Annotated in this window: 20 protein-coding genes and 1 tRNA gene; 18 read left to right on the top strand and 3 right to left on the bottom strand. The window is 69.1% G+C overall.

Annotated elements, in window-relative coordinates; all coding sequences use genetic code 11:
* Positions 1 to 34 precede the first annotated feature (34 nt).
* The 15 genes from uppS to ACK8OR_RS03875 all read left to right on the top strand — a co-directional run bounded on the left by uppS (position 35) and on the right by ACK8OR_RS03875 (position 14,575).
* Positions 35 to 751 (top strand): polyprenyl diphosphate synthase, encoded by a 717-nt coding sequence (gene uppS, locus ACK8OR_RS03945; RefSeq protein ID WP_298432650.1) that lies wholly within the window; start codon positions 35 to 37, stop codon positions 749 to 751.
* Complete coding sequence (locus ACK8OR_RS03940; protein WP_410188148.1) at positions 748 to 1,632, top strand: phosphatidate cytidylyltransferase; 885 nt, start codon at positions 748 to 750, stop codon at positions 1,630 to 1,632. The genes uppS and ACK8OR_RS03940 overlap by 4 nt, the downstream gene beginning before the upstream one ends.
* The gene (gene dxr, locus ACK8OR_RS03935) at positions 1,632 to 2,795 is read left to right on the top strand and encodes a 1-deoxy-D-xylulose-5-phosphate reductoisomerase (protein WP_410188147.1); all 1,164 of its coding nucleotides are present in this window, start codon (positions 1,632 to 1,634) and stop codon (positions 2,793 to 2,795) included. Before ACK8OR_RS03940 ends, dxr begins: the two co-directional genes overlap by 1 nt.
* Before the next feature lie 18 nt (positions 2,796 to 2,813).
* Positions 2,814 to 4,148 (top strand): RIP metalloprotease RseP, encoded by a 1,335-nt coding sequence (gene rseP, locus ACK8OR_RS03930; RefSeq protein ID WP_410188146.1) that lies wholly within the window; start codon positions 2,814 to 2,816, stop codon positions 4,146 to 4,148.
* Between the two features lie 122 nt (positions 4,149 to 4,270).
* Positions 4,271 to 4,396, top strand: coding sequence for a hypothetical protein (locus ACK8OR_RS03925; RefSeq protein WP_410188145.1), 126 nt, complete (start codon positions 4,271 to 4,273; stop codon positions 4,394 to 4,396).
* Positions 4,397 to 4,546: 150 nt separating this feature from the next.
* Positions 4,547 to 6,910 carry an outer membrane protein assembly factor BamA gene (gene bamA / locus ACK8OR_RS03920; protein ID WP_410188144.1) on the top strand — a complete coding sequence of 788 codons (2,364 nt, stop codon included), beginning with the start codon at positions 4,547 to 4,549 and terminating at the stop codon, positions 6,908 to 6,910.
* Positions 6,910 to 7,551: an OmpH/Skp family outer membrane protein gene (locus ACK8OR_RS03915; protein ID WP_410188143.1), complete on the top strand. Its 642-nt coding sequence runs from the start codon at positions 6,910 to 6,912 to the stop codon at positions 7,549 to 7,551. Before bamA ends, ACK8OR_RS03915 begins: the two co-directional genes overlap by 1 nt.
* A gap of 64 nt (positions 7,552 to 7,615) precedes the next feature.
* A complete protein-coding gene (gene fabZ, locus ACK8OR_RS03910) occupies positions 7,616 to 8,077 on the top strand; it encodes a 3-hydroxyacyl-ACP dehydratase FabZ (RefSeq protein WP_410188142.1) in 462 nt (153 codons plus the stop codon).
* On the top strand, positions 8,074 to 8,868 hold the full coding sequence (lpxA, locus tag ACK8OR_RS03905; RefSeq protein ID WP_410188141.1) for an acyl-ACP--UDP-N-acetylglucosamine O-acyltransferase: 795 nt from the start codon (positions 8,074 to 8,076) through the stop codon (positions 8,866 to 8,868). Before fabZ ends, lpxA begins: the two co-directional genes overlap by 4 nt.
* The gene (locus ACK8OR_RS03900; protein ID WP_410188140.1) at positions 8,865 to 9,764 is read left to right on the top strand and encodes an LpxI family protein; all 900 of its coding nucleotides are present in this window, start codon (positions 8,865 to 8,867) and stop codon (positions 9,762 to 9,764) included. The genes lpxA and ACK8OR_RS03900 overlap by 4 nt, the downstream gene beginning before the upstream one ends.
* Complete coding sequence (gene lpxB, locus ACK8OR_RS03895) at positions 9,761 to 10,900, top strand: lipid-A-disaccharide synthase (RefSeq protein WP_410188139.1); 1,140 nt, start codon at positions 9,761 to 9,763, stop codon at positions 10,898 to 10,900. The genes ACK8OR_RS03900 and lpxB overlap by 4 nt, the downstream gene beginning before the upstream one ends.
* A 39-nt stretch (positions 10,901 to 10,939) precedes the next feature.
* Positions 10,940 to 11,016: transfer RNA gene (locus tag ACK8OR_RS03890), tRNA-Arg, on the top strand.
* A gap of 300 nt (positions 11,017 to 11,316) precedes the next feature.
* Positions 11,317 to 11,778, top strand: coding sequence for a (2Fe-2S)-binding protein (locus ACK8OR_RS03885; protein WP_410188138.1), 462 nt, complete (start codon positions 11,317 to 11,319; stop codon positions 11,776 to 11,778).
* A 3-nt stretch (positions 11,779 to 11,781) separates the two neighbouring features.
* The gene (locus ACK8OR_RS03880) at positions 11,782 to 13,962 is read left to right on the top strand and encodes a xanthine dehydrogenase family protein molybdopterin-binding subunit (RefSeq protein WP_410188137.1); all 2,181 of its coding nucleotides are present in this window, start codon (positions 11,782 to 11,784) and stop codon (positions 13,960 to 13,962) included.
* A 10-nt stretch (positions 13,963 to 13,972) separates the two neighbouring features.
* Positions 13,973 to 14,575: an Isoquinoline 1-oxidoreductase subunit gene (locus tag ACK8OR_RS03875; RefSeq protein ID WP_410188136.1), complete on the top strand. Its 603-nt coding sequence runs from the start codon at positions 13,973 to 13,975 to the stop codon at positions 14,573 to 14,575.
* Positions 14,576 to 14,615: 40 nt separating this feature from the next.
* Here the strand turns inward: ACK8OR_RS03875 and ACK8OR_RS03870 are convergent, their stop codons facing one another.
* On the bottom strand, positions 14,616 to 15,356 hold the full coding sequence (locus tag ACK8OR_RS03870; protein WP_410188135.1) for a helix-turn-helix domain-containing protein: 741 nt from the start codon (positions 15,354 to 15,356) through the stop codon (positions 14,616 to 14,618).
* A gap of 279 nt (positions 15,357 to 15,635) precedes the next feature.
* Between ACK8OR_RS03870 and ACK8OR_RS03865 the strand changes: the two genes are divergently transcribed.
* The 3 genes from ACK8OR_RS03865 to ACK8OR_RS03855 all read left to right on the top strand — a co-directional run bounded on the left by ACK8OR_RS03865 (position 15,636) and on the right by ACK8OR_RS03855 (position 18,487).
* On the top strand, positions 15,636 to 15,956 hold the full coding sequence (locus ACK8OR_RS03865) for an SDR family oxidoreductase (RefSeq protein WP_410188134.1): 321 nt from the start codon (positions 15,636 to 15,638) through the stop codon (positions 15,954 to 15,956).
* A 36-nt stretch (positions 15,957 to 15,992) separates the two neighbouring features.
* Entirely contained in the window at positions 15,993 to 17,111 is a 1,119-nt protein-coding gene (locus tag ACK8OR_RS03860; RefSeq protein WP_410188133.1) for an aldo/keto reductase, read from the top strand.
* A gap of 197 nt (positions 17,112 to 17,308) precedes the next feature.
* Positions 17,309 to 18,487: an ester cyclase gene (locus ACK8OR_RS03855; RefSeq protein WP_410188132.1), complete on the top strand. Its 1,179-nt coding sequence runs from the start codon at positions 17,309 to 17,311 to the stop codon at positions 18,485 to 18,487.
* A 13-nt stretch (positions 18,488 to 18,500) separates the two neighbouring features.
* On the opposite strand, the gene egtD is transcribed toward ACK8OR_RS03855, so the two are convergent.
* Together egtD and egtB are read right to left on the bottom strand one after the other, a co-directional pair.
* Positions 18,501 to 19,451, bottom strand: a complete 951-nt coding sequence (egtD, locus tag ACK8OR_RS03850; protein WP_410188131.1) for an L-histidine N(alpha)-methyltransferase — start codon at positions 19,449 to 19,451, stop codon at positions 18,501 to 18,503.
* Positions 19,448 to 20,731: an ergothioneine biosynthesis protein EgtB gene (gene egtB, locus ACK8OR_RS03845; protein ID WP_410188130.1), complete on the bottom strand. Its 1,284-nt coding sequence runs from the start codon at positions 20,729 to 20,731 to the stop codon at positions 19,448 to 19,450. The genes egtD and egtB overlap by 4 nt, the downstream gene beginning before the upstream one ends.
* Between the last annotated feature and the right edge of the window lie 76 nt (positions 20,732 to 20,807).

Below are 20,807 nucleotides of genomic sequence, written 5' to 3'. Positions count from 1 at the left end.
CGCCCCGACCGACCGCCGACCCGAGGACCCGCCCATGACCGACGCCCCCACAGGCCCGCGCCACGTCGCGATCATCATGGACGGCAACGGCCGCTGGGCGCAGCAGCGGGGGCGGCCGCGTCTTCTGGGGCACCGCGCGGGCGCCCGCCGGGTCCGCGAGATCGTCGAAGCCTGTCCGGATTTCGGGGTCGAGTACGTCACGATCTTCGCCTTCTCGACCGAGAACTGGAAGCGGACGCAGGCCGAGGTTTCGGGTCTGATGACCCTTTTCCGGCGCTATATCGAGGGTGAGGCGCAGAACCTCCTGAAGGAGGGCGTGCGCGTTCGGTTCATCGGCGACCGCGTGCGGCTCGACAAGAAGTTGCGCGACCTGATGCACTGGATCGAGGCGCTGACGGCGCATAACGCGAAGGTCAACCTGACGATCGCGCTGAATTACGGCGGCCGCGACGAGGTCGCGCGCGCGACCAAGCGGCTGGCCCGCGACGTGGCTGCGGGGCGGCTCGACCCCGAGGATGTCTGCGACGAGACGCTGCCGCGCTATCTCGACACGCATGTGCTGCCCGACCCGGACCTCGTGATCCGCACGAGCGGCGAGGCGCGGATCTCAAACTTCCTGCTCTGGCAGTCGGCCTATGCGGAATACGAGTTCGTCGACACGCTCTGGCCCGACTTCACGCGTGCCCGCTTCGAGGAGGTGCTGGCGCGCTACGGCGGGCGCGACCGCCGCTTCGGGGGCGTCCGGGCGTGACCGACGAGGACCGCCTGCACGAGGTGCCGCCGGACCGGCCGGAAGCCGAACCGCCGCTGCTCGATTTCGGCGACGTGCCCCTGGTCGAGCCGCAGGTCGCGGGCCGGTTCCAGGATCTCGCGCCGCGGCTGACGACAGCGGTGCTTCTGCTTGGCGTGGGCGGTGTCGCGATCTGGCTGGGCGGCGTCTGGTTCGCGGCGCTGATCTCGATCTGCGTCGGCCTCATGCTCTGGGAGCTGGCGACGATGGTGCGCACCGGGCCCAAGCGGGCTCGGCTGATGGCGTTCGTGGGCGGTGGTGCGCTGTTCGCGTCGAACTTCCTGCCGATCGGATTCGCGCTGCCGCTTCTGATGGCGGTCCCGATGGTCGCCGTAGCCTTCATCCGCGCCCATCGCCGGATCGTGGTCAGCTTCTCGGCGGCGATCGTATTGGCCGGGCTCAGCCTGACCGAGCATCTGACGAATTTCGGGCTGGTCTGGATGCTGTGGCTGATCGCGGTGGTCGTGATGTCGGACGTGGCGGGGTATTTCGCGGGGCGGATGCTGGGCGGGCCCAAGTTCTGGCCGCGCGTCAGCCCCAAGAAGACGTGGTCGGGCACCATCGCGGGCTGGATCGGCGCGGGGCTCGTGGGCGTCGTCTGGATGGTCTGGCAGGATGCGGGCGCCGAGACGATCGGCATCTCGGTCGCCCTCGCCATGATGGCGCAGATGGGCGACATCGCCGAAAGCGCGGTGAAGCGGAAGATGGGCGTCAAGGACAGCTCGCACCTCCTGCCCGGTCATGGCGGGCTGTTCGATCGGTTCGACGCGATGCTGGGCGCGGCCCTGATGTTGCTGGTGATCGAGAGCCTGTCCGAATTCCCGCCCATTCCGGGGGTCTGATGCGGCGCATCTCGATCTTCGGTGCGACGGGCAGCATCGGGCAGAACACCATCGACCTGATCGCGCGCGACCCCGAGGGCTACGACGTCGTGGCGCTGACGGGGGCGGGCAATGTCGCGCGTCTGGCGGAGGATGCGGTTCGACTGGGCGCCGAGGTTGCGGTGACCGCGGATGCCGACCGTCTGGACGATCTGCGGACCGCGCTGGCAGGCTCCGGTGTCGAGGCGGCGGCCGGGGCGGACGCGCTGGCCGAGGCCGCCGACCGGCCCGCCGACTGGATCATGAGTGCCATCGTCGGTTCGGCCGGTCTGGTGCCGGGGCTGCGGGCGCTGCGCCACGGCACCACGCTGGCGCTGGCCAACAAGGAGAGCCTCGTCTGCGCGGGGCCGCTTCTGCTGGCCGAGGCGGCGCGCCACGGCGCGACCATCCTGCCCGTCGACAGCGAGCATTCGGCCGTCTTCCAGGCGCTGGTCGGCGAGGACCGGGCGGCGGTCGAGCAGGTCATCATCACCGGATCGGGCGGCGGCCTGCGCGACTGGCCGCTGGAACGGCTGTCCGAGGCCACCCCCGAGGAGGCCGGAACCCACCCGAACTGGGATATGGGCCAGCGGATCACGATCGATTCCGCCTCGATGTTCAACAAGGCGATGGAGCTGATCGAGACGAAGGAATTCTTCGGCCTGCCCGCCGAGCGCATCGACACGGTGATCCACCCCCAGAGCCTGGTGCACGCGCTGGTGCAGTTCGCCGACGGCGCGCTGATGGCGCATCTGGGCGCGCCCGACATGCGCCACGCGATCGGCTACGCGCTCAACTGGCCCGAGCGGCGGCACCTGCCGGTCGACCGCCTGGACCTGGCGCGCGTGGCCTGCCTCGATTTCCATTCCCCCGAGGCGGCGCGCTATCCCGCGCTCGACCTCGCGCGCTGGGTGATGCGGCGGGGCGGGCTGTCGGGCGCGGCGTTCAACGCGGCCAAGGAGGCGGCGCTCGATCTCTTCCTCGACCGCGCGATCCGCTTCACGGACATGGCGCCGGTCGTGGAGCAGGTGCTCGAAGCGATGGATCGCGCCGGTTGCCTTGATGCTGCCGAATTGAGCCTCGATATGGTGCTTCAAACAGATCGCGATGCCCGGGCGCGCGCCCGCGCCATCGCCCAGACCTGAGCAGGAAGACGAATTTCCATGGAAGCCAGCCTCATCCCGCAATTCGGTGGCGTCATCGGGACGCTTGCGGCCTTCGTCGTCGCGCTCTCCATCATCGTCGCGATCCACGAATACGGCCATTACATCGTCGGGCGCTGGTGCGGGATCAAGGCGGACGTCTTCTCCATCGGCTTCGGCCCGGTGATCTGGTCGAAGATGGACCGGCACGGCACCAAGTGGCAGCTTGCCGCGCTGCCCTTGGGCGGCTACGTCAAGTTCCGGGGCGACGCCAACGCGGCCTCGGTGGGGGCGGATGGCACCGTCTTCGAGATGTCCGAGGCCGAGCGGGCCACCACGATGACCGGCGCGTCGCTCTGGCGGCGCGCGGCGACCGTGGCGGCGGGCCCGGTCTTCAACTTCATTCTCTCGATCCTGGTCTTCGGGGGATTCGTGCTCTTTGCCGGGCAGGCGGTCGAGGACGCGGTGGTCGGCGAGTTGAAATCCCTCCCGACCGAGGTCGTCACGCTTCAGGAGGGCGACGAGGTCGTCACCATCGCGGGCCAGCCCGTCGCCAGCATGTCCGAGCTAACGCAGGCCGCGCGCGACCTTCCGGCGGCGCCGACCGTGCCCTACGAGGTGCGCCGCGACGGCGCGATCATCACCGTCGATGCCGCCCTGCCGATGCCGGCCCGCGTCGAGGTGGTGCAGCCGAAATCCGCGGCCTGGGATATCGGCCTGCGGCCCGGCGACGTGATCCGCGCCGTCGACGGCACCGGCATCCACTCCTTCGCCGAGCTGCAATCGGCGGTCGCTGCGGGCGAGGGCGCTCCGCTGGCCCTGTCGGTCTGGCGAGACGGCGAGATGCTGGACTTCGTGATCGCGCCGCGCAGCATGGACCTGCCGCTGCCCGAGGGCGGGTTCGAGACGCGCTACCTGATGGGCATCTCGGGCGCGCTGTTCTTCGATCCGGTGACTGAACGTGCCGGCCCGCTTGAGGCGGTCAGCTACGGCGTGACCCAGACCTGGGACATCCTCGCGGGGTCGATCTCGGCGCTGAGCCATATCATCACCGGCCAGATCAGCACCTGCAATCTTTCGGGGCCGGTCTCCATCGCCGAGATTTCGGGCGCGGCGGCCAGCCAGGGTTTCTCGAACTTCATCTGGTTCATCGCGGTCCTGTCGGCGGCGGTGGGGATGCTGAACCTCTTCCCGATTCCCGTGCTCGACGGCGGGCACCTCGTGTTCCACGCCTACGAGGCGGTGACGGGCAAGCCGCCCTCGGACGGCGCGGTCAAGGTGCTGATGACGCTCGGCCTCGCGATCATGGGTGCGCTGATGGTCTTCGCGCTCTGGAACGACCTGACCTGTCCCTGACGGGTCACGCCACCGTCTTAAGCGGGCGGGACGCCGCCGGGCAACAAAATGGCCCAAAGGTCGCCCCAATCTCGCCCCGTTTCGCCGCCATCCCGTGAGGACCAACCTCAAGGGTGATTCACATGCGGCATATGCAGAACGGATATCGTGGTCTCTCGGTCTTCATGGGCCTGAACATCGATCGCTTTCTGTCGGTCTTCGCGATCGCGGCCGCCATGGTCCTGGCAGGTTGGGTCCAGTCCTTCTGAGACGGGCGTGACAGGGCTCCCCCCGGCCCGACATCGCGAGAACACACATCGTGTCGAAGGCCCCCTCCGCGGGGCCTTTGGCGCTTTGACAACCTACCGGCCCTTCGGTAGTGACTCGACGCAAGACGAGTTGGGACGGTGGGGACGGATATGGTTGACGACGGCAAGGCCCTCGACGGGGTCGGTCGGGGGCAGATGGCTTCGATCCGGAACACGCTCTCGACACTTCGTATCGCCCTGATCGGACTGGCTCTCGTCCTCATGGGCGCCATCGCCGCCGAGGCGCAGACCTTCCGCTTCAACACGGTCGACATCCAGGGCAACCAGCGGATCGAGGATGCCACGATCCTGCAGCAGCTCGGCGTCGCGCGCGGGGCCGCCGTCAGCGCGGGACAGCTCAACGACGGGTTCCAGCGCTTGCAGGCCTCGGGCCTCTTCGAGACGGTCGAGATCGTGCCGCAGGGCGGGAACCTGCTGGTCATCGTGCAGGAATACCCGACCATCAACCGCATCTCGATCGAGGGAAACCGCCGCATCGACGACGATGACCTGCGCACCCTCGTCACCAGCCAGCCGCGCCGCGTCTACAATCCCGCCGTGGCGGAGCGCGATGCCGCGAGCATCACCGAGGCCTATTCGCAGGCCGGGCGCCTGTCGGCCACGGTGCAGCCCAAGATCATCCGCCGGAGCGACAACCGCGTCGACCTCGTCTTCGAAGTGTCCGAAGGCCGCGTCTCGGAGGTTGAGCGCCTGAGCTTCGTCGGCAACCGCGCCTATTCCGACCGCCGTCTGCGCCGCGTGCTCGAGACGACGCAGGCCGGAATCTTCCGGGCGTTGATCGGGTCGGACACCTTCGTCGCCGACCGGATCGCCTTCGACAGCCAGCTTCTGCGCGATTTCTACCTGTCGCGCGGCTATGCCGACTTCCAGCTTCTCTCGGCCACGCCCGAGCTGGCGCCGGGCCGCGACGCCTACTTCCTGACCTTCCGCATCCAGGAGGGGCAGCAGTTCCGCTTCGGTCAGGTCAACGCCGTCTCGGACCTGCCGCAGATCAATGTGCCCGAATACCAGGACGCAATCCGCGTCGACCGGGGCGACATCTTCTCGCCGCAGGCGATCGAGCGCACGATCGAACGGCTCGAGCTTCTGGCCACGCGCCAGGGTCTGACCTTCATCCGCGCCGTGCCGCAGATCACCCGCAATGACCGCGACCTGACGCTGGATGTGGATTTCGTGCTGGAGCGGGGGGACCGCCTGTTCGTCGAGCGGATCGACATCGAGGGCAACGCGACGACGCTGGACCGCGTCATCCGTCGCCAGTTTGACACGGTCGAAGGCGATCCATTCAACCCGCGCGAGATCCGCGCCACCGCCGAACGCATCCGCGCCCTGGGCTATTTCAGCCAGGCCGACGTGACCGCGCGCGAGGGCACGGGCCCCGAGCAGGTCATCGTCGACGTCGATGTCGAAGAACAGCCGACCGGCTCGCTGGGCTTCGGCCTCAACTACTCCGAGCAGAGCGGCGCGGGCGTGTCGCTCAGCTTCTCGGAGACCAACTTCCTCGGACGCGGACAGGTCTTCTCCTTCGCCTTCGACACCGGCTCGACCAGTTCCTCGTCCAACCTGACCTTCGTCGAGCCGTTCTTCCTGAACCGCGATCTCGCGCTGTCCTTCTCGATCTTCTACACCGAGACCGACAGCGCCAGCCTGACGTTCAACACCCGCACCGCCGGTTTCCGCACGGGACTGGAATTCCCGGTCGGCGAGTTCAGCCGGCTCTTCGTGGGTTACACCTATACCGACGACAAGCTCAGCCCGCGCTCGGGCACGACGGTCCTGTCCGACATCCTCGTGCAGGATCTCGGCAGCACGACCACGTCCTCGGTGCTCTACAACTATTCCTACAGCACGATCGGGCGCGGTCTCGACCCGTCGCGCGGCATCCGCGCCCAGTTCGGGCAGGAATTCGCGGGCCTCGGCGGCGACGCGGAATTCGTCAAGAACACCTTCGAGCTGACCGGGCAGGCGGCCGTCCGCAACGAGGAGGTCGTGCTGGCCGCGACCCTCGAAGGCGGCGCGCTGATCTCGGGCGGGGGCACGAATTCGACCCAGGGCAACCGCTTCTTCAACAACCAGTCGATCATCCGGGGCTTCGAATCCGGCGGCATCGGCCCGCGCGACCTCAACGCGTCGAACGGCGCGCTCGGCGGCAACTTCTTCGTCGCCGCCCGCTTCGAGGCGCAGTTCCCGCTTGGCTTCGTCCCCGAGGAATACGGCCTCTCGGGTGCGGCCTTCGTCGACATGGCGTCGGTCTGGGGCCTCGACAACGTCAATGGCGGCCCCGCGGGCGCGAACCCGGTGGATGACAGTTTCTTTCTGAACTCCGCCGTCGGCGTCGGCCTGCTCTGGGACACGCAGATCGGCCCGCTCCGCTTCAACTTCACGCGGGCGATCAACAAGCGCACCTATGACCGCGAGCAGACCTTCGACCTGACGATCCAGACGCGGTTCTGATGCGCGGCCTCCTGGTCGCGCTGGCGCTTGGCCTCGGAAGCGGGGCGAGCGCGCAACAGGCGATGCCACAGCCGCAGGTCGGCATCCCCCAATCGGCGGTCGTCGTGCTCGATCGCGACGCGCTCTACCAGAACAGCCGGTTCGGCCAGCGCGTCGCGCGCGATATCGAGGCCGCTTCGGACGAGCTGTCGCAGGAGAACCGCGCGATCGAAGCCGCGCTCGAGGCCGAGGAGCAGGCGCTGACCGCCCGCCGCGCCAATGAGACGCCGGACGCGTTTCGCCAACTGGCCGCGGCCTTCGACAGCCGCGTCAACGAGATCCGCGCCACGCAGGATGCCAAGGCCCGCGCGATCACCCAGCAGAACGAGCGCGCGCAGGCGATCTTCTTCGAGCAGGCGAACCCCGTTCTGGTGGATCTCGCGCGCGAGACGGGCGCGCTGGTGATCCTCGATCGCCGCTTCGTGCTGGCCAGCAGCGACCAGGTCGACATCACGGCGCTGGCTGCCGAACGGGTCGATGCCGTTCTGGGCGAAGGCGAGCAGGTCGAGACCGCGCCGCCGCAGCCGCGCCCCGTCCCCGATGCGCCCGCCGTGCCGGAGGAGGTGCCGGCACCCGATGCGGCCCCGGCCCCCGACGACTGAGCCGCCATCGCTTGCGCGCCCCGACGCCCGCACGTAAATCCGACGCGACCCAAGGGAGCCCCGCATGAACGAGATCGCCACGGACGCCGACATCCATATGATCCAGCGGATCATTCCGCATCGCTATCCGTTCCTGTTGGTCGACCGGGTGCAGGAGATCGTCGCCAACACCAGTGCCACGGGCATCAAGAACGTCACCTTCAACGAGCCGCATTTCCAGGGTCATTTCCCCAGCGCGCCGATCATGCCGGGCGTTACAATCATCGAGGCGATGGCACAGACGGCGGCGGTGATGGTGGGCGTGTCCAACGACCTCGCCGACAAGAACTTCCTCGTCTATTTCATGGGGATCGACGGCGCGAAGTTCCGCCGCAAGGTCATCCCCGGCGACGTGCTCGAGCTCAAGATCGAGGTCACGCGCGGCAAGCCAGGCGCCAAGGTCTGGCGCTTCCGCGGCGTGGGCAGCGTCGGCGGCGAGATGGCCGCCGAGGCCGATTTCACCGCGATGATGGACCTGCCGAAGTGATCGACGCCAGCGCCCGCATCCACCCCTCCGCCCTGGTCGAGGACGGGGCCGCGATCGGGCCGGATTGCGTGGTCGGTCCGTTTTCGATCATCGGGCCGGAGGTGCGCCTGGCCGACGGGGTCGAGATCAAGTCCCATGTCGTCGTCACCGGCGACACGGAGATCGGCGCTGGCTCCGTCATCTTCCCCTTCGCGTCCATCGGGGAGATCCCGCAGGACAAGAAATTCGGCGGCGAGAAGACGAAGCTGGTGATCGGCGCGCGCAACCGCATCCGCGAGCATGTCACGATGAACACCGGCACGGCGGGCGGGGGCGGGATAACGAAGGTCGGCGATGACGGGCTCTTCATGGCGGGGTGTCACATCGCCCATGACGTAGTCGTCGGCGACCGCGTGATCGTTGTGAACCAGACTGCGCTGGCCGGTCATTGCATCGTCGAGGACGACGTCATCATCGGCGGCCTCTCGGGCATCCACCAGTTCGTGCGGATCGGGAAGGGCGCCATTATCGGCGCGCTGTCGATGGTGACGAACGACGTGCTGCCCCATGGCCTCGTCATCGGTCCGAGGGCCGAGCTCGACGGTCTGAACCTCGTCGGTCTCAAGCGGCGGGGCGTGGCGCGGGCGGACATCCAAGCGCTGCGCGTCGCGTTCCTGACGCTGAAGCAGGGCGAGGGCACGTTCCTCGAACGCGCGCGCCGTCTGGGTGACGAGAGCGAGAGTTCCTACGTGCAGGATATGGTCGAGTTCATCACCGGCGCCAGCGACCGGTCGTTCCTGGTGCCCAAGTGACGCGCACGGCGCTGATCGCGGGGCAGGGGGCGCTGCCCCGGACCCTCGCCTCGGCGCTGGCGGGCACGGACTGGTTCGCCTGCCACCTCGACGGGTTCGCGCCGACCGGTGTCGGCCAATCGCGCGGCTTTCGGATCGAGACGCTGGGTTCCTTCATCGCCGACCTGCGCGCCGATGGTGTGACACGGGTCTGTTTCGCGGGCCGGATCGCCCGGCCGCCGCTGGAGGCAGGCGCGGTCGATGCGGCGACGATGCCGCTGGTGCCCCGCATGATGCAGGCGCTGCAGTCCGGGGATGACGCGGCGCTCCGCACCGTGATCGCGTTCTTCGAGGAGGCGGGGCTGGAGGTCGTTGGCGCGCAGGATCTGATGCCCGCACTGCTGGACCTGCCACTGACCGGCACGCCCTCCGAAGGGGATCTTTCGGATATCGCGCGGGCGGCGGAAGTGCATCGCGGCCTCGCCGATCTCGACATCGGGCAGGGCTGTGTCGTCGCGGGCGCGCAGGTGTTGGCCGTCGAGGCTGCGCCGGGCACGGACTGGATGCTGGCGAGCCTCGCACGACGTCCGACCGCGCCGCGCCCCGCCTCCGGTGGCGGGATCTTCGGCGGCGACCTGTTTGGCGGGGCGGCGGACTGGCTCTCGGGCGGCGGCCCCGCGCAGGGAATGCCCGATTTCGCGCGGCCCGAGGGTGGCGTGTTCTTCAAGGCGCCCAAGGCCGGTCAGGACCGCCGCATCGACCTGCCCGCGATCGGGCCACAGACGGTGCGCGCAGCGGCCGCGGCGGGGTTGAACGGCATCGCGGTGGAGGCGGGCGGCGTGCTCGTCCTGGAGCGCGAGGATGTCGCGGCCCAACTGCGCGCGACGGGCTTGTTCCTCGCATCGTGGAGCCCGTGAGACATCTCTTCCTGATTGCGGGCGAGCCCTCCGGCGACAAGCTGGGCGCGGCGCTGATGGCCGGGCTCAAGACGCTCGACCCCCATATCCGGTTCAGCGGGATCGGCGGGCCCCTGATGGGGGCCGAGGGGCTGGAGAGCCTGTTTCCGATGGAGGTGCTGTCGGTCATGGGGCTGGCCGAGGTGCTGCCGCGCCTGCCGGACCTGCTGCGCCGTCGCGATCAGGCCGTCGCCGCCGTCGCCGCCGCCGCCCCCGACGCGCTGATCACGATCGACAGCCCCGATTTCTGCCTGCGGGTCGCCGCGCGCGCCAAGGCGGCACGGTCCGACCTGCCGGTGATCCATTACGTCGCGCCTTCGGTCTGGGCCTGGCGTCCGGCGCGGGCCGAGCGGATGGCGCGGGTCGTCGACCATGTTCTGGCGCTCCTGCCGTTCGAGCCGCCTTATATGGAGGCAGCGGGCATGACCTGCGACTTCGTGGGGCACCCCGTCGTGGCCGAGCAGCAGGCCAGCGCCGACGAGATCGCGGCGTTCCGGGCGGAGCATGACCTGGGCGACGCACCCGTCGCGCTCGTGCTGCCGGGGTCGCGTCGGGGCGAGGTCGCGCGGCTGGCCCCGGTCTTCGGCGATGCGTTGGCCAAGCTGCCGGACGACGCGCGCGTCGTCGTCCCGACCTTGCCGCATCTCGAGGCGGGTCTGCGCGACGCGGCGCGAAGCTGGCGCGGCAGGCCGATCGTCACCTCCGATCCGACGGCCAAGCGAGCGGCCTTCGGGGCGGCCCGCGCGGCACTGGCCGCGTCGGGGACGGTCAGCCTGGAGCTGGCGGCGAGCGACACGCCCATGGTGATCGCCTACGACATGAATTGGTTCAGCCGCCGCATCCTATCACGGCTCCTGCGGGTCGATACGGTGACGCTGGTCAATCTCGTGAGCGAGACGCGCGCTGTGCCCGAATTCCTCGGCGACGCCTGTCGACCCGGACCCGTGGGCGACGCGCTCGCGCGGCTGATGCGGATCCCCTCCGAGCGCGAGCGTCAGCGCGAGGCGCTGGCCCTGACCATGGAGCGGCTGGGGCGCGGCGGCGACATGCCGGGCCTGCGCGCCGCCCGCTCGGTGATGGCGCGGCTGGCGAAGTGACTTGCGGGGGGCGGGGCTCTCGGCTACTCCGCCCAACAGGCACCCATAGCTCAGCTGGATAGAGCGCTGCCCTCCGAAGGCAGAGGTCTCAGGTTCGAATCCTGATGGGTGCGCCACTTTCCTTCCAGGTCAGACCATTACGCGGCGAGGTTCATGCGTTGGAATCCCGCTTGGCTTCCTGAAAGGCGGAAGCGTGAGGTCTCTGGGGGCCGGCGGCGGTGACCGGTCGATGGCGAACCCCACCCGCCGACTGTTCGAATTCGCGTCGAGCCGGTCCAATGGGCCAGCAGTCCTTTTCTTCGGGTTGTGCCGACCCTTGCGCGGCGAGAGCGGGTCCGTGCCGAACGTGCAGCCTTCGGTTGAAGCGGCCGCCGCGCGGTCTACCGTCTTCCCCGATGAGCCTCGGAGGGCATTCCATGAGCATCAACCTCACCGTGAACGACAAGGACGTGACGCTGGACCTCGATCCCGACACGCCGCTTCTCTGGGCGCTTCGCGACGAGCTGCGCCTGACCGGTACGAAATTCGGCTGCGGCATCGCGCAATGCGGGGCCTGCACCGTCCTGCTGGACGGCCAGACGCGGCGCGCCTGCGTCACCCCGATCGGCACGCTGGACGGCGCCTATGTCCAGACCATCGAGGCGCTGGACGGCCCCGAGGCCGAGGCCGTGCAGGCCGCGTGGATGGACGTGAACGTGCCGCAATGCGGCTATTGCCAGTCAGGGCAGGTCGTCTCCGCCACGGCCCTGTTGCAGCAGATCCCCAAGCCGACCGACGAGGAGATCGACCAGGCGATGGCCGGCAATCTTTGCCGCTGCGCCACATATGTCCGCATCCGCCAGGCGATCCGCCAGGCCTCTGACGCGCTGGAGGCCTGAGCCATGCATCCCCTGACCAAACTCGCCTTCGCCCCGACGCCCTCGCGCCGGAGTTTCCTGACCGGCTCCGCGGGCCTGATCCTCGGGCTGCATCTTGCCGGACGCGGCCGGGCGCAGACCGCGCCCGCCGTGGCGGAGGACGGCAGTTTCGAGCCCAATGCCTTCATCCGCGTGTCGCCCGACAACACCGTCACCGTCCTCGTGAAGCATATCGAGATCGGACAGGGCGCGAATACGGGCCTGCCGATCCTCGTGGCCGAGGAGATGGATGCCGACTGGTCGCAGATGCGGGCCGAACAGGCGCCGTCTGACCCGGTGATCTATGCCAACACCGCCTTCGGCATCCAGGGGACGGGCGGCTCGACCGGCCTGTCCAACAGCTACATGACCATGCGCCAGGCCGGGGCGGCCGCGCGCGCGATGCTGGTCTCGGCCGCCGCCGACGCGTGGGGCGTGGCCGCGTCTGGCATCACGGTCGAGAAGGGGGTCGTCGCCCATGTTGAGAGCGGCCGATCCGCCACCTTCGGCGAGTTGGCCCAGGCCGCGGCCCGCGCGCCGGTGCCGGTCGATGTGGCACTGAAGGACCCGGCGGATTTCACGCTGGTCGGCGGCGACGGCGTCATGCGCCTCGATTCCGAGGCCAAGACCAAGGGCACGGCGAAGTTCACCATCGACGTCTTCCGAGACGGCATGCAGGTCGTCGCGATGGCGCATCCGCCGAAATTCGGCGCCACGGTCGGCGCGGTGGACGATGCCGCCGCGCTGGCGGTTTCAGGCGTCAATGCCGTCCGACGGGTGCCGTCGGGCGTGGCCGTCTATGCTGACAATACCTTCGCCGCCTTCAAGGGGCGCGACGCGCTGGTGATCGAATGGGACGAGAGCGGCGCCGAAACTCGCTCCTCCGAGCAGATGATCGCGGACTTCTCGGCCGCGCTGCGCGAGGATCCCCTGACCTTCGAGGAATCGGGCGATGTCGACGCCGCCATCGACGGCGCGGCACAGGTGCTCGAGGCGGAATACGTCTTCCCCTACCTCGCCCATGCCGCGATGGAGCCGCTCGACGGCGTGATCGAGCTGACGGAGACCGGCGCCGAGATCTGGTCCGGGATGCAAATCCCCACGACCAGCCAGGGGACGATGGCCGCGGTGCTCGGCCTCGACCAGTCGGCGCTGGCGATCAACACGATGTATACCGGCGGCAGTTTCGGCCGCCGCGCCACGCCCGACAACCACTTCGCCGCAGAACTGGCGAACGTGGCCAAGGCCGCGGGTCCCGGTGCCTACAAGCTGGTCTGGACGCGCGAGAACGACATGCGCGGCGGCTATTACCGCCCGCTGACGGTCCACAGTCTGCGCGGCGGCCTCGATGCCGATGGCAATGTCGTCGGCTGGGAGAACAACATCGCCAACCAGTCCATCATCGCGGGCAGCGCGTTCGAGATGATGATGCAGGACGGGCTGGACCCCACGGCCTTCGAAGGGTCGAACCACCTGCCTTACGATCTGGGCGCCACCCGGATGGGCTGGAAGCAGGTCGAGGCGGGCGTGCCGGTCCTCTGGTGGCGGTCTGTCGGGCATACGCACACGGGCTACGCCGTCGAGACATTCCTCGATCAGCTTCTGGTCGCGGGCGGAAAGGATCCGGTGCAGGGACGGCTCGACCTGATGAAGGGCGACCGGCCGCGCGACTGCGCCGTGCTGGAGCGGGTGGCCGAGATGGCCGGCTGGAACGGACCCGGGAGCGGCGACCGCCGGATGGGCGTCGCGGTCGTGCGCAGCTTCGGCAGCTACGTCGCCCAGATCGCCGAGGTCGAGGATCGCGGCACCGGCATCCCGCATGTGACGCGCGTCTGGTGCGCCGTGGATTGCGGCCTGGCCGTGACGCCCGACGTGGTGCGCGCGCAGATGGAGGGCGGCATCGGCTACGGGCTGGGCTCGATGCTCTTCGACGAGATCACGCTGGGCGAGGGGGGTGTCGTGCAGCAGTCGAATTACGACGACTACCGCATCCTGCGCCTGAACGAGATGCCCCAGATCGAGGTCGCGATCCTCGACAGTCCGGAACCGCCGACCGGCGTGGGCGAGCCGGGTACGCCACCCATCGCTCCCGCCGTCGCGAATGCCTGGCGCGCGCTGACCGGCTCGATGTCGACCCGCCTGCCGTTCCGCGCCAACAGCGTCTGAGGAGACACCCATGAAGATCACGACATGGATTGCGGCGCTCCTTCTCGCGGGGGCGCCCGCCGCCGCGCAGGACCTCGCGACCGAACTGGCCGGACCCGACACCTTCGCCGGGATCGAAGGGGACGAAGCACGGGCGGCCGCGCTGTTCGGCGAGATGGCCAAGGTCATCACCCATCCGCGTTGCATGAACTGCCACCCGGTCGGCGCCTCGCCGCTGCAGGGCGACCTGATGGAGCCGCACCAGCCGCCGGTCGTCCGCGGCGTCGCCGATTTCGGCGCCGTCGGGATGCAGTGCACGACCTGCCACGGGGCGGAGAACCTCTCCTATGTCAGCGGCGAGGGGTCGATCCCGGGACATGAGCCCTGGCATATCGCGCCCGCGTCGATGGGCTGGACGGGGCTGTCGGTGGCCGAGATCTGCGTGCAGCTGAAAGACCCCGCGCGCAACGGCGACCGTACGCTGGCTGAGATACACGAGCACAATGCCGAGGACGGTCTGGTGGGCTGGGCGTGGGAGCCGGGCGACGGCCGCACCCCCGCGCCGGGCACGCAGGAGCTGTTCGGTCAGCTGACGCAGGCATGGATCGACGCGGGCGCGCATTGTCCGACCTGATTCATGTCGGACATCGCCTGACCCGGGGCGGCGTCGCGCCTCAGCCGCCGAACCGCTTCAAGGCCCGCCGAAAGGCGTGTCCCGCAGTATAGCCGACCGTCCGCGCGACCTGTGCCCGCGTCCGGCCGGATCGGAGTAATGCCTGCGCGCGCTCCACCCGCCGGGCGGTGACGAATTCATGGGGCGTCAGCCCGGTTGCCTGCCGAAAGGCCAGGTGGAAGTGGTTGACGCTCATCGAGGCGGTCGCGGCGAGGGCGGAGACCGACAGCCGCTCGCCCAGATGGGTGTCGATATGTCCCGTCACGCGACCGAGCCGGGTGCGGTCGAGGGGCCGCGCGTTCCGCCGGCGGGTCCGGCCGCCGAACCGTTCGCAGATGATATGTCCGAGCATGCGGCGACCGATCGCCTCGGCCTCGAGATCCGAGAGCATATTGACCCCGAGCGCATGGGCCCGGAGCCGGATCGCCGCGGCCCAGAAGACGGGGTCCGACGCCATCACCAGATCGCCCAGCGGGTTGGCGGCGGAGACGCCGTGCTCCCGCGCCATCTCGGCGATCAGGGCGGGCGAGAGCGTGATCTCCACCCCCTCGTAGGGCTCTCCCACGCGGACCCACGAGAAGGCCTCGCCGCCCGTGACGAAGGCGGCGTTGGAGGGCACGTCGATCTCGTCACGCGCGCCCGAGACGCGCTGGACCAGGGCCTTCCGATGCCCCGTGAACGACATCCCGAGCGAGTTCGCGGCGGTATTCGACGCATGGGGCTCGACGGTCGTCGCGGGCATGCGAAACCAGGCAGCGGATGCTCCGCCGAGATCGATATCTACGCTGCGTCCAACCATGGGTCGGTGCGATCATAGCGGCAATTTCCGCGCGCGACCGTCCCAATTCTCCGAATATCGCATCCGCCTGTCCCGATCCTCCGATCTTGGCGCCCGCTCACCTGTCACGCGCATCGCGGGGCCTAGCTCCGGCTCGAACCGCGACGTCCTCGGCGCAGGAGCATCGATGCTAGGACCATTGCCACCAACGGGAACCCGCCAGCGATCGGGATGGCACCTGGCATGACCGCGCGCGGCTATGGCCGGATCGTGAACCTGTCCTCGGGCGGCGGGTCCTTTGGCGAGGGGCTGGCGTCGGGCCATGCCGCCTACGCGATTTCGAAGGCCGCGCTGAACGCCGCGACGGTCCTCGCCGCGCGCGGGGCGCGGGGCGACGTGAAGGTCAATGCCATGTGCCCCGGCTGGGTGCGCACGCGCATGGGCGGGGCCGCTGCGCCGCGCTCTCCGGCCGAGGGCGCGGACACCGCCCTCTGGCTCGCCACGCTGCCGTCGGACGGTCCGTCCGGCGGCTTCTTCCGCAACCGCGCGCCGATCCCCTGGTGAGGCGCGCCACTCCCATCCAACCCAAGGAGACCGAACATGAGCGATGATGATCTCGACACGACCCGCCGCGCCCTTCTGACCGGCGTTGCCGCCGTCGGCGCGGCTGCCACCCTCGGCGCGGGGGCGGCCGGCGCGCAGCAAACGGCCGCGCCGGGCCGCCGCATGCTGGGCGGGCTGGAGGTGTCCGAACTGGGCCTCGGGGTCCAGAACATGCACCGCACGTTCCACACGATCGTGCCCGACCGGGGCGACATGATCGACCTGATCCGCACCGCCTTCGACGAGGGCGTGACCTTCTTCGACTGCGCCGAGGTCTACGGCCCCTTCGAATGCGAGCGCATCCTGGGCGAGGCCATCGCGCCCGTCCGGGACGAGGTGCAGATCACGACGAAGTTCGGCTTCGACATCGACCCCGCGACCGGCGGCATCGCGGGCGTCATCTCGGACCCGGCGCGCATCCGGAGCGCGGTCGACGGCTCGCTACAGCGGCTGGGCACGGATCGGGTGGACCTGCTCTACCAGCACCGGGTCGACCCCGACGTGCCGATCGAGGACGTGGCGGGAACCGTCCGTGACCTGATGGACGAGGGCAAGGTCCTGCATTGGGGCCTGTCGGAGATGGGGCCGGACACGCTGCGCCGGGCGCATGGCATCCTGCCGGTCGCGGCGGTGCAGAACGAGTATTCCATGCTCTATCGCAGCCCCGAGGACGAGATCCTGCCACTCTGCGCCGAGCTCGGCATCGGGTTCGTGCCCTTTGCGCCGCTGGGCTACGGGTTCCTGACGGGCGCGATCGACATGGCGACCACCTTCGCGCCGAGCGATTTCCGCGCGCTGACCAGTCGGATGGATTCCGAGAACCGCGCCGCGAACATGGTCCTGATCGATCTTGTCCGCGACTGGGCCGCGCGGAAGGAGGCAACGCCCGGACAGATCGCGCTGGCCTGGCTGATGGCGCAGGGGCCCGACATCGTTCCCATTCCCGGCACCACGCAGGTCACTCATCTGCGGGATAACATCGCCGCCGCGCAGGTCTCATTCACCGACGCGGAGCTGGGCGAGCTGAACGCCGCGCTCGATGCAATCGAGATCCGGGGCGACCGCGCGCCCGCTGTCGTGGCCGGATGGAACGGGACCGAAGCACCCGACGCCTGACCGCGGGGGGAGGGGTGCGGGCCGCCTGCCACGGCCCAAGGCGCGATGCCCGCAATTTGCGCGCGACATTGACGCGCGGGGCGGCCATTCTGCCGGCATGATGCGGGGAGGGCGGCGTGGACGCACCGTTCCCCGGCGCCGTCGCCCTGCCTGTCGGGGCGCCGGCCCTTGGTGAAACCATCGAAGGATTTGACCGCATGATACGGATCAGGAACCCGCTCAGGCCGCTGGCCTTGGTCACCGCCCTGACCATAGCGGGGTTCGCCTCCGCGCAGGAGGCCGCGCGCCCGAACGTCACCCAGATCTCGACCCATATGGGCGAGATGGCCATGAGTGTCGAAGCCGCCGGCCCGCGCGAGGTCGAGGACCGGCTGCGGTTCGAGCCGTATCAACAGCTCGTCGACATCTTCACGCGCGGTGATCTCGTGTTCCTCATGCGCCACGGGCCGACGGACTGGTCCAAGCTGGACGAGCCGAATGTCGCGCCGACGGATTGCGCCAACCAGCGGGTGATGGCGGCCGAAGGGCGCGCGAACATGGTGGATATGGGCGCGCTTCTGGCGTCCAACGGCGTCGTGCCCGCCCGGATCGTCGTCAGTGAGTGGTGCCGCAACCAGCAGACGGTCGAGAGCCTGCTGGAAGGCATGGCCGAGATCGATCCGGCCATTTCGGAGGCCATGCCGGTCGAGACGACGCCCGACCTGAACCTGCTGCTTTCGCTCCAGGGGTCGCCCGACGTGACGCCCCTGCGCGACCGTATCTCGGCCTGGGAGGGCGATCCCGAGCGGTCCGGCCCGCTTCTGATCGTCTCGCATTACACCAATATCGAGGAGCTGACGCAGTTCCGGGTCTTCGAGGGCGAGGTGCTGGTGGTCGATCCCAAGCGCGACAACCTCGTGCTGGGCTATCTTCGCCTGCGTTCTGCGGCGCCCGATGTCGGCCATTTCGCCGACGCGCTGGCCTCGCCGCTTCTGGGCGAGGAGCGGGCCTTCAACATGATCGAGCGGTATTACGCGGCGCTCAACGCGCGCGACGATGCCCAGTTCGAGCGCGTGCTGGGCGATGCCTGGTTCGTCCACGGCGAGTCGCCGTCCCGCCCGAACCGCACGGTCGACAGCTATCTCGACGAGATCGACAGCTACATCGCGGGCATCCCCGACATCTCGTTCGAGATCGACAGCCTGCATTTCGCCGATGACGTGGTCACGGTGATCGGCACGCTCAGGGGCACGCATTCGGGCGAGGTGCTGGGCTATCCGGCGACCGGGCGCGCGGTCGAGTTCAGCGCGATCGCCGTCCACCGGATCGAGGATGGCGTCATCGTGGAAAGCTGGCAGATGCCGGATCGCCTGACCCTGGTCGAGCAGATCCGGTAGGTCGCGTCGGCGGTCACACCCTCGGGGCGAGGATGGCGACGGTGAAGCGGTTCTCCGGGTCGGTGAGCATCTCGTCCAAGTGCCAGCCTGCCTCGGACACGAGGGCGGCGAGGCTGTGCGACGTGTATTTCCGCGAGGCGCTGACGTGGATCGGCTCCCCCGCGGCGAAGGGGATTTCGCGACCCGCCAGCCGGACCGTCTGCGCCCGGCGCGACACCAGTTCCATGTCGATCCGGGCCGCGGCCGCGTTCCAGGTCGCGCGATAGGCAAAGGTCCCGGGGTCGAACTCGCCCGCCGCTTCGGCGTTGAGCCGGATGAGGATGTTGGTGATGAACGCGGCGGTCACGCCCGCAGCGTCGTCATAGGCGGCGACCATCTCGGCCTCGTCCTTGACCAGATCGACGCCGATCACGAAGGCCCGGACGTCCGGCCATCCCCGCGCGTGGGCCAGCAGGCGGGCCGCGATGGCGGGGTCGAGATTGCCGATGGTCGAGCCGGGGAAGAAGCCGACCTTCGCACGGTCCGCCAATTCTGCGGGCAGCGCCACGGGGGCGGTGAAATCGGCGGCGACGGGATGGATCGCCAGATGGGGATAGTCGTGGCAGAGCGCGGTGGCCGTCTTGGCAAGGAACGCCTCCGAGATATCGACGGGGACATAGGCCCCGAGATGCGGCCCCGCGTCGAGCAGCATCCGCGTCTTGGTGCTGGCGCCCGAGCCGAACTCGACAAGCGCCCCGCCCGGCGGCACGAGGCGGGCCAACCGTGCGGCCTCGGCCCGCAGGATCGCGATCTCGGTGCGCGTCAGGTCGTAGTCCGGCAGCTCGGTGATCGCCTCGAAAAGGGCCGAACCCCGCGCATCGTAGAGCCATTTCGGCGGCAGGCTCTTTCTCGGGGCCGTCAATCCCGCCAGCGCATCGCGCAGCAGGTCCGGGTTCGTGTGCGGCAGCGGTGCGCCGTCCATCATGCGTCCCTTGCCAGCCTGAGGCCCATCATCTGCCAGCGCTGGTGCGGGTAGAAGAACGTCCGGTAGCTCGGGCGCATCTGGTCGCGCGGCGTCGCGCAGGAGCCGCCCCGCAGCACCATCTGGTTGACCATGAACTTGCCGTTGTACTCGCCAAGCGCGCCGTCGGGGGCGCGAAAGCCGGGATAGGGCGTGAAGGGCGAGGCGGTCCATTCCCACACCCCGCCCCAGATGCCGGGCCCGGGCATCGGCCGCATCATGCCAAGACCGTCGCCCTCGTCGAGGAAGTTGCCCGCGATGGCGGTATCGGCGAAGGCGGTCTCGTGCTCGGCCTCGGTCGGCAGGCGCGCGCCCCGTTCCATGGACGACCCCGCCCATCGGGCGAAGGCATCCGCCTCGTAGTAGCTGACATGCACGACCGGGGCGTCGAGCGCGACGGGTTGTGGGCCGCGCAGTGTGTAGGTCCACCACGCGTCGTCCTGCCGCCACCAATAGAGCGGGTGGTCCCAGCCCTCGCGCTCGCGGACGGCATGGCCGTCCATCAGCCAGTGCCGGGCATCGCCATAGCCGCCATCCTCCATGAAGGCGATCCAGTCGCGGTTCGTCACGGGTCGGTCCGCGATCTCGTAGGGCTCAAGGAAGACCCGGTGGCGCGGCCCCTCGCAATCATAGGCGAAGCCGCGCCCGTCATGCCCGATTTCACGAAGCCCGCCGTCGTGCCGGGTCCAAGTCAACGGCGTCTCGGAGGTGACGGGGAGCGGTTTCGGCTCGCGGTAGACGGGCAGGAGGGGATTGAAGCTCAGTCCGTGCAGAAGGTCGGTCACCAGGAGTTCCTGATGCTGCATCTCGTGATGGCAGCCCAGCTCGACCAGCGCGGCGATCTCGTCGGCATCGTCGCGCGCTGCAGCCAGCAGGGACGCGAGCGCATCCTCGACATGGGCGCGGTAATCGGCGACCGCCTCGCATCCGGGACGGGAGATCAGGCCCCGCTTGTCGCGGGCATGACGCGGACCGGCCTGCACGTAGTAGGAGTTGAAGAGGAAGGCGAAGCGATCGTCCGGCGAGACGTAATTCGCGACGCGTGGCTTGAGGATGAATTCCTCGAAGAACCATGTCGTATGCGCGAGGTGCCATTTCGCGGGCGAGGCGTCCTCCATGGATTGCAGCATCATGTCCTCGGGCGCCAGCGGTGCGGCAAGGGCCGCCGTGCGCGCGCGGGTCCGCTCGAGCAGCGTCTGCGCCTCGGACGGGGCAAGCGATGACGGATGGGGAAGGGGGGTCATGGGCGATCCTCGGTCTGGGCGCGGTCGATGGGGCTGGCGGTCGACCTGTGGCAGGGTCGGGCGACTTGGTGCGAAA

This window comes from Jannaschia halovivens (assembly GCF_046452375.1).
Lineage (GTDB): Bacteria > Pseudomonadota > Alphaproteobacteria > Rhodobacterales > Rhodobacteraceae > Jannaschia > Jannaschia halovivens.
This window is presented reverse-complemented; position numbering and strand designations above follow the sequence as displayed.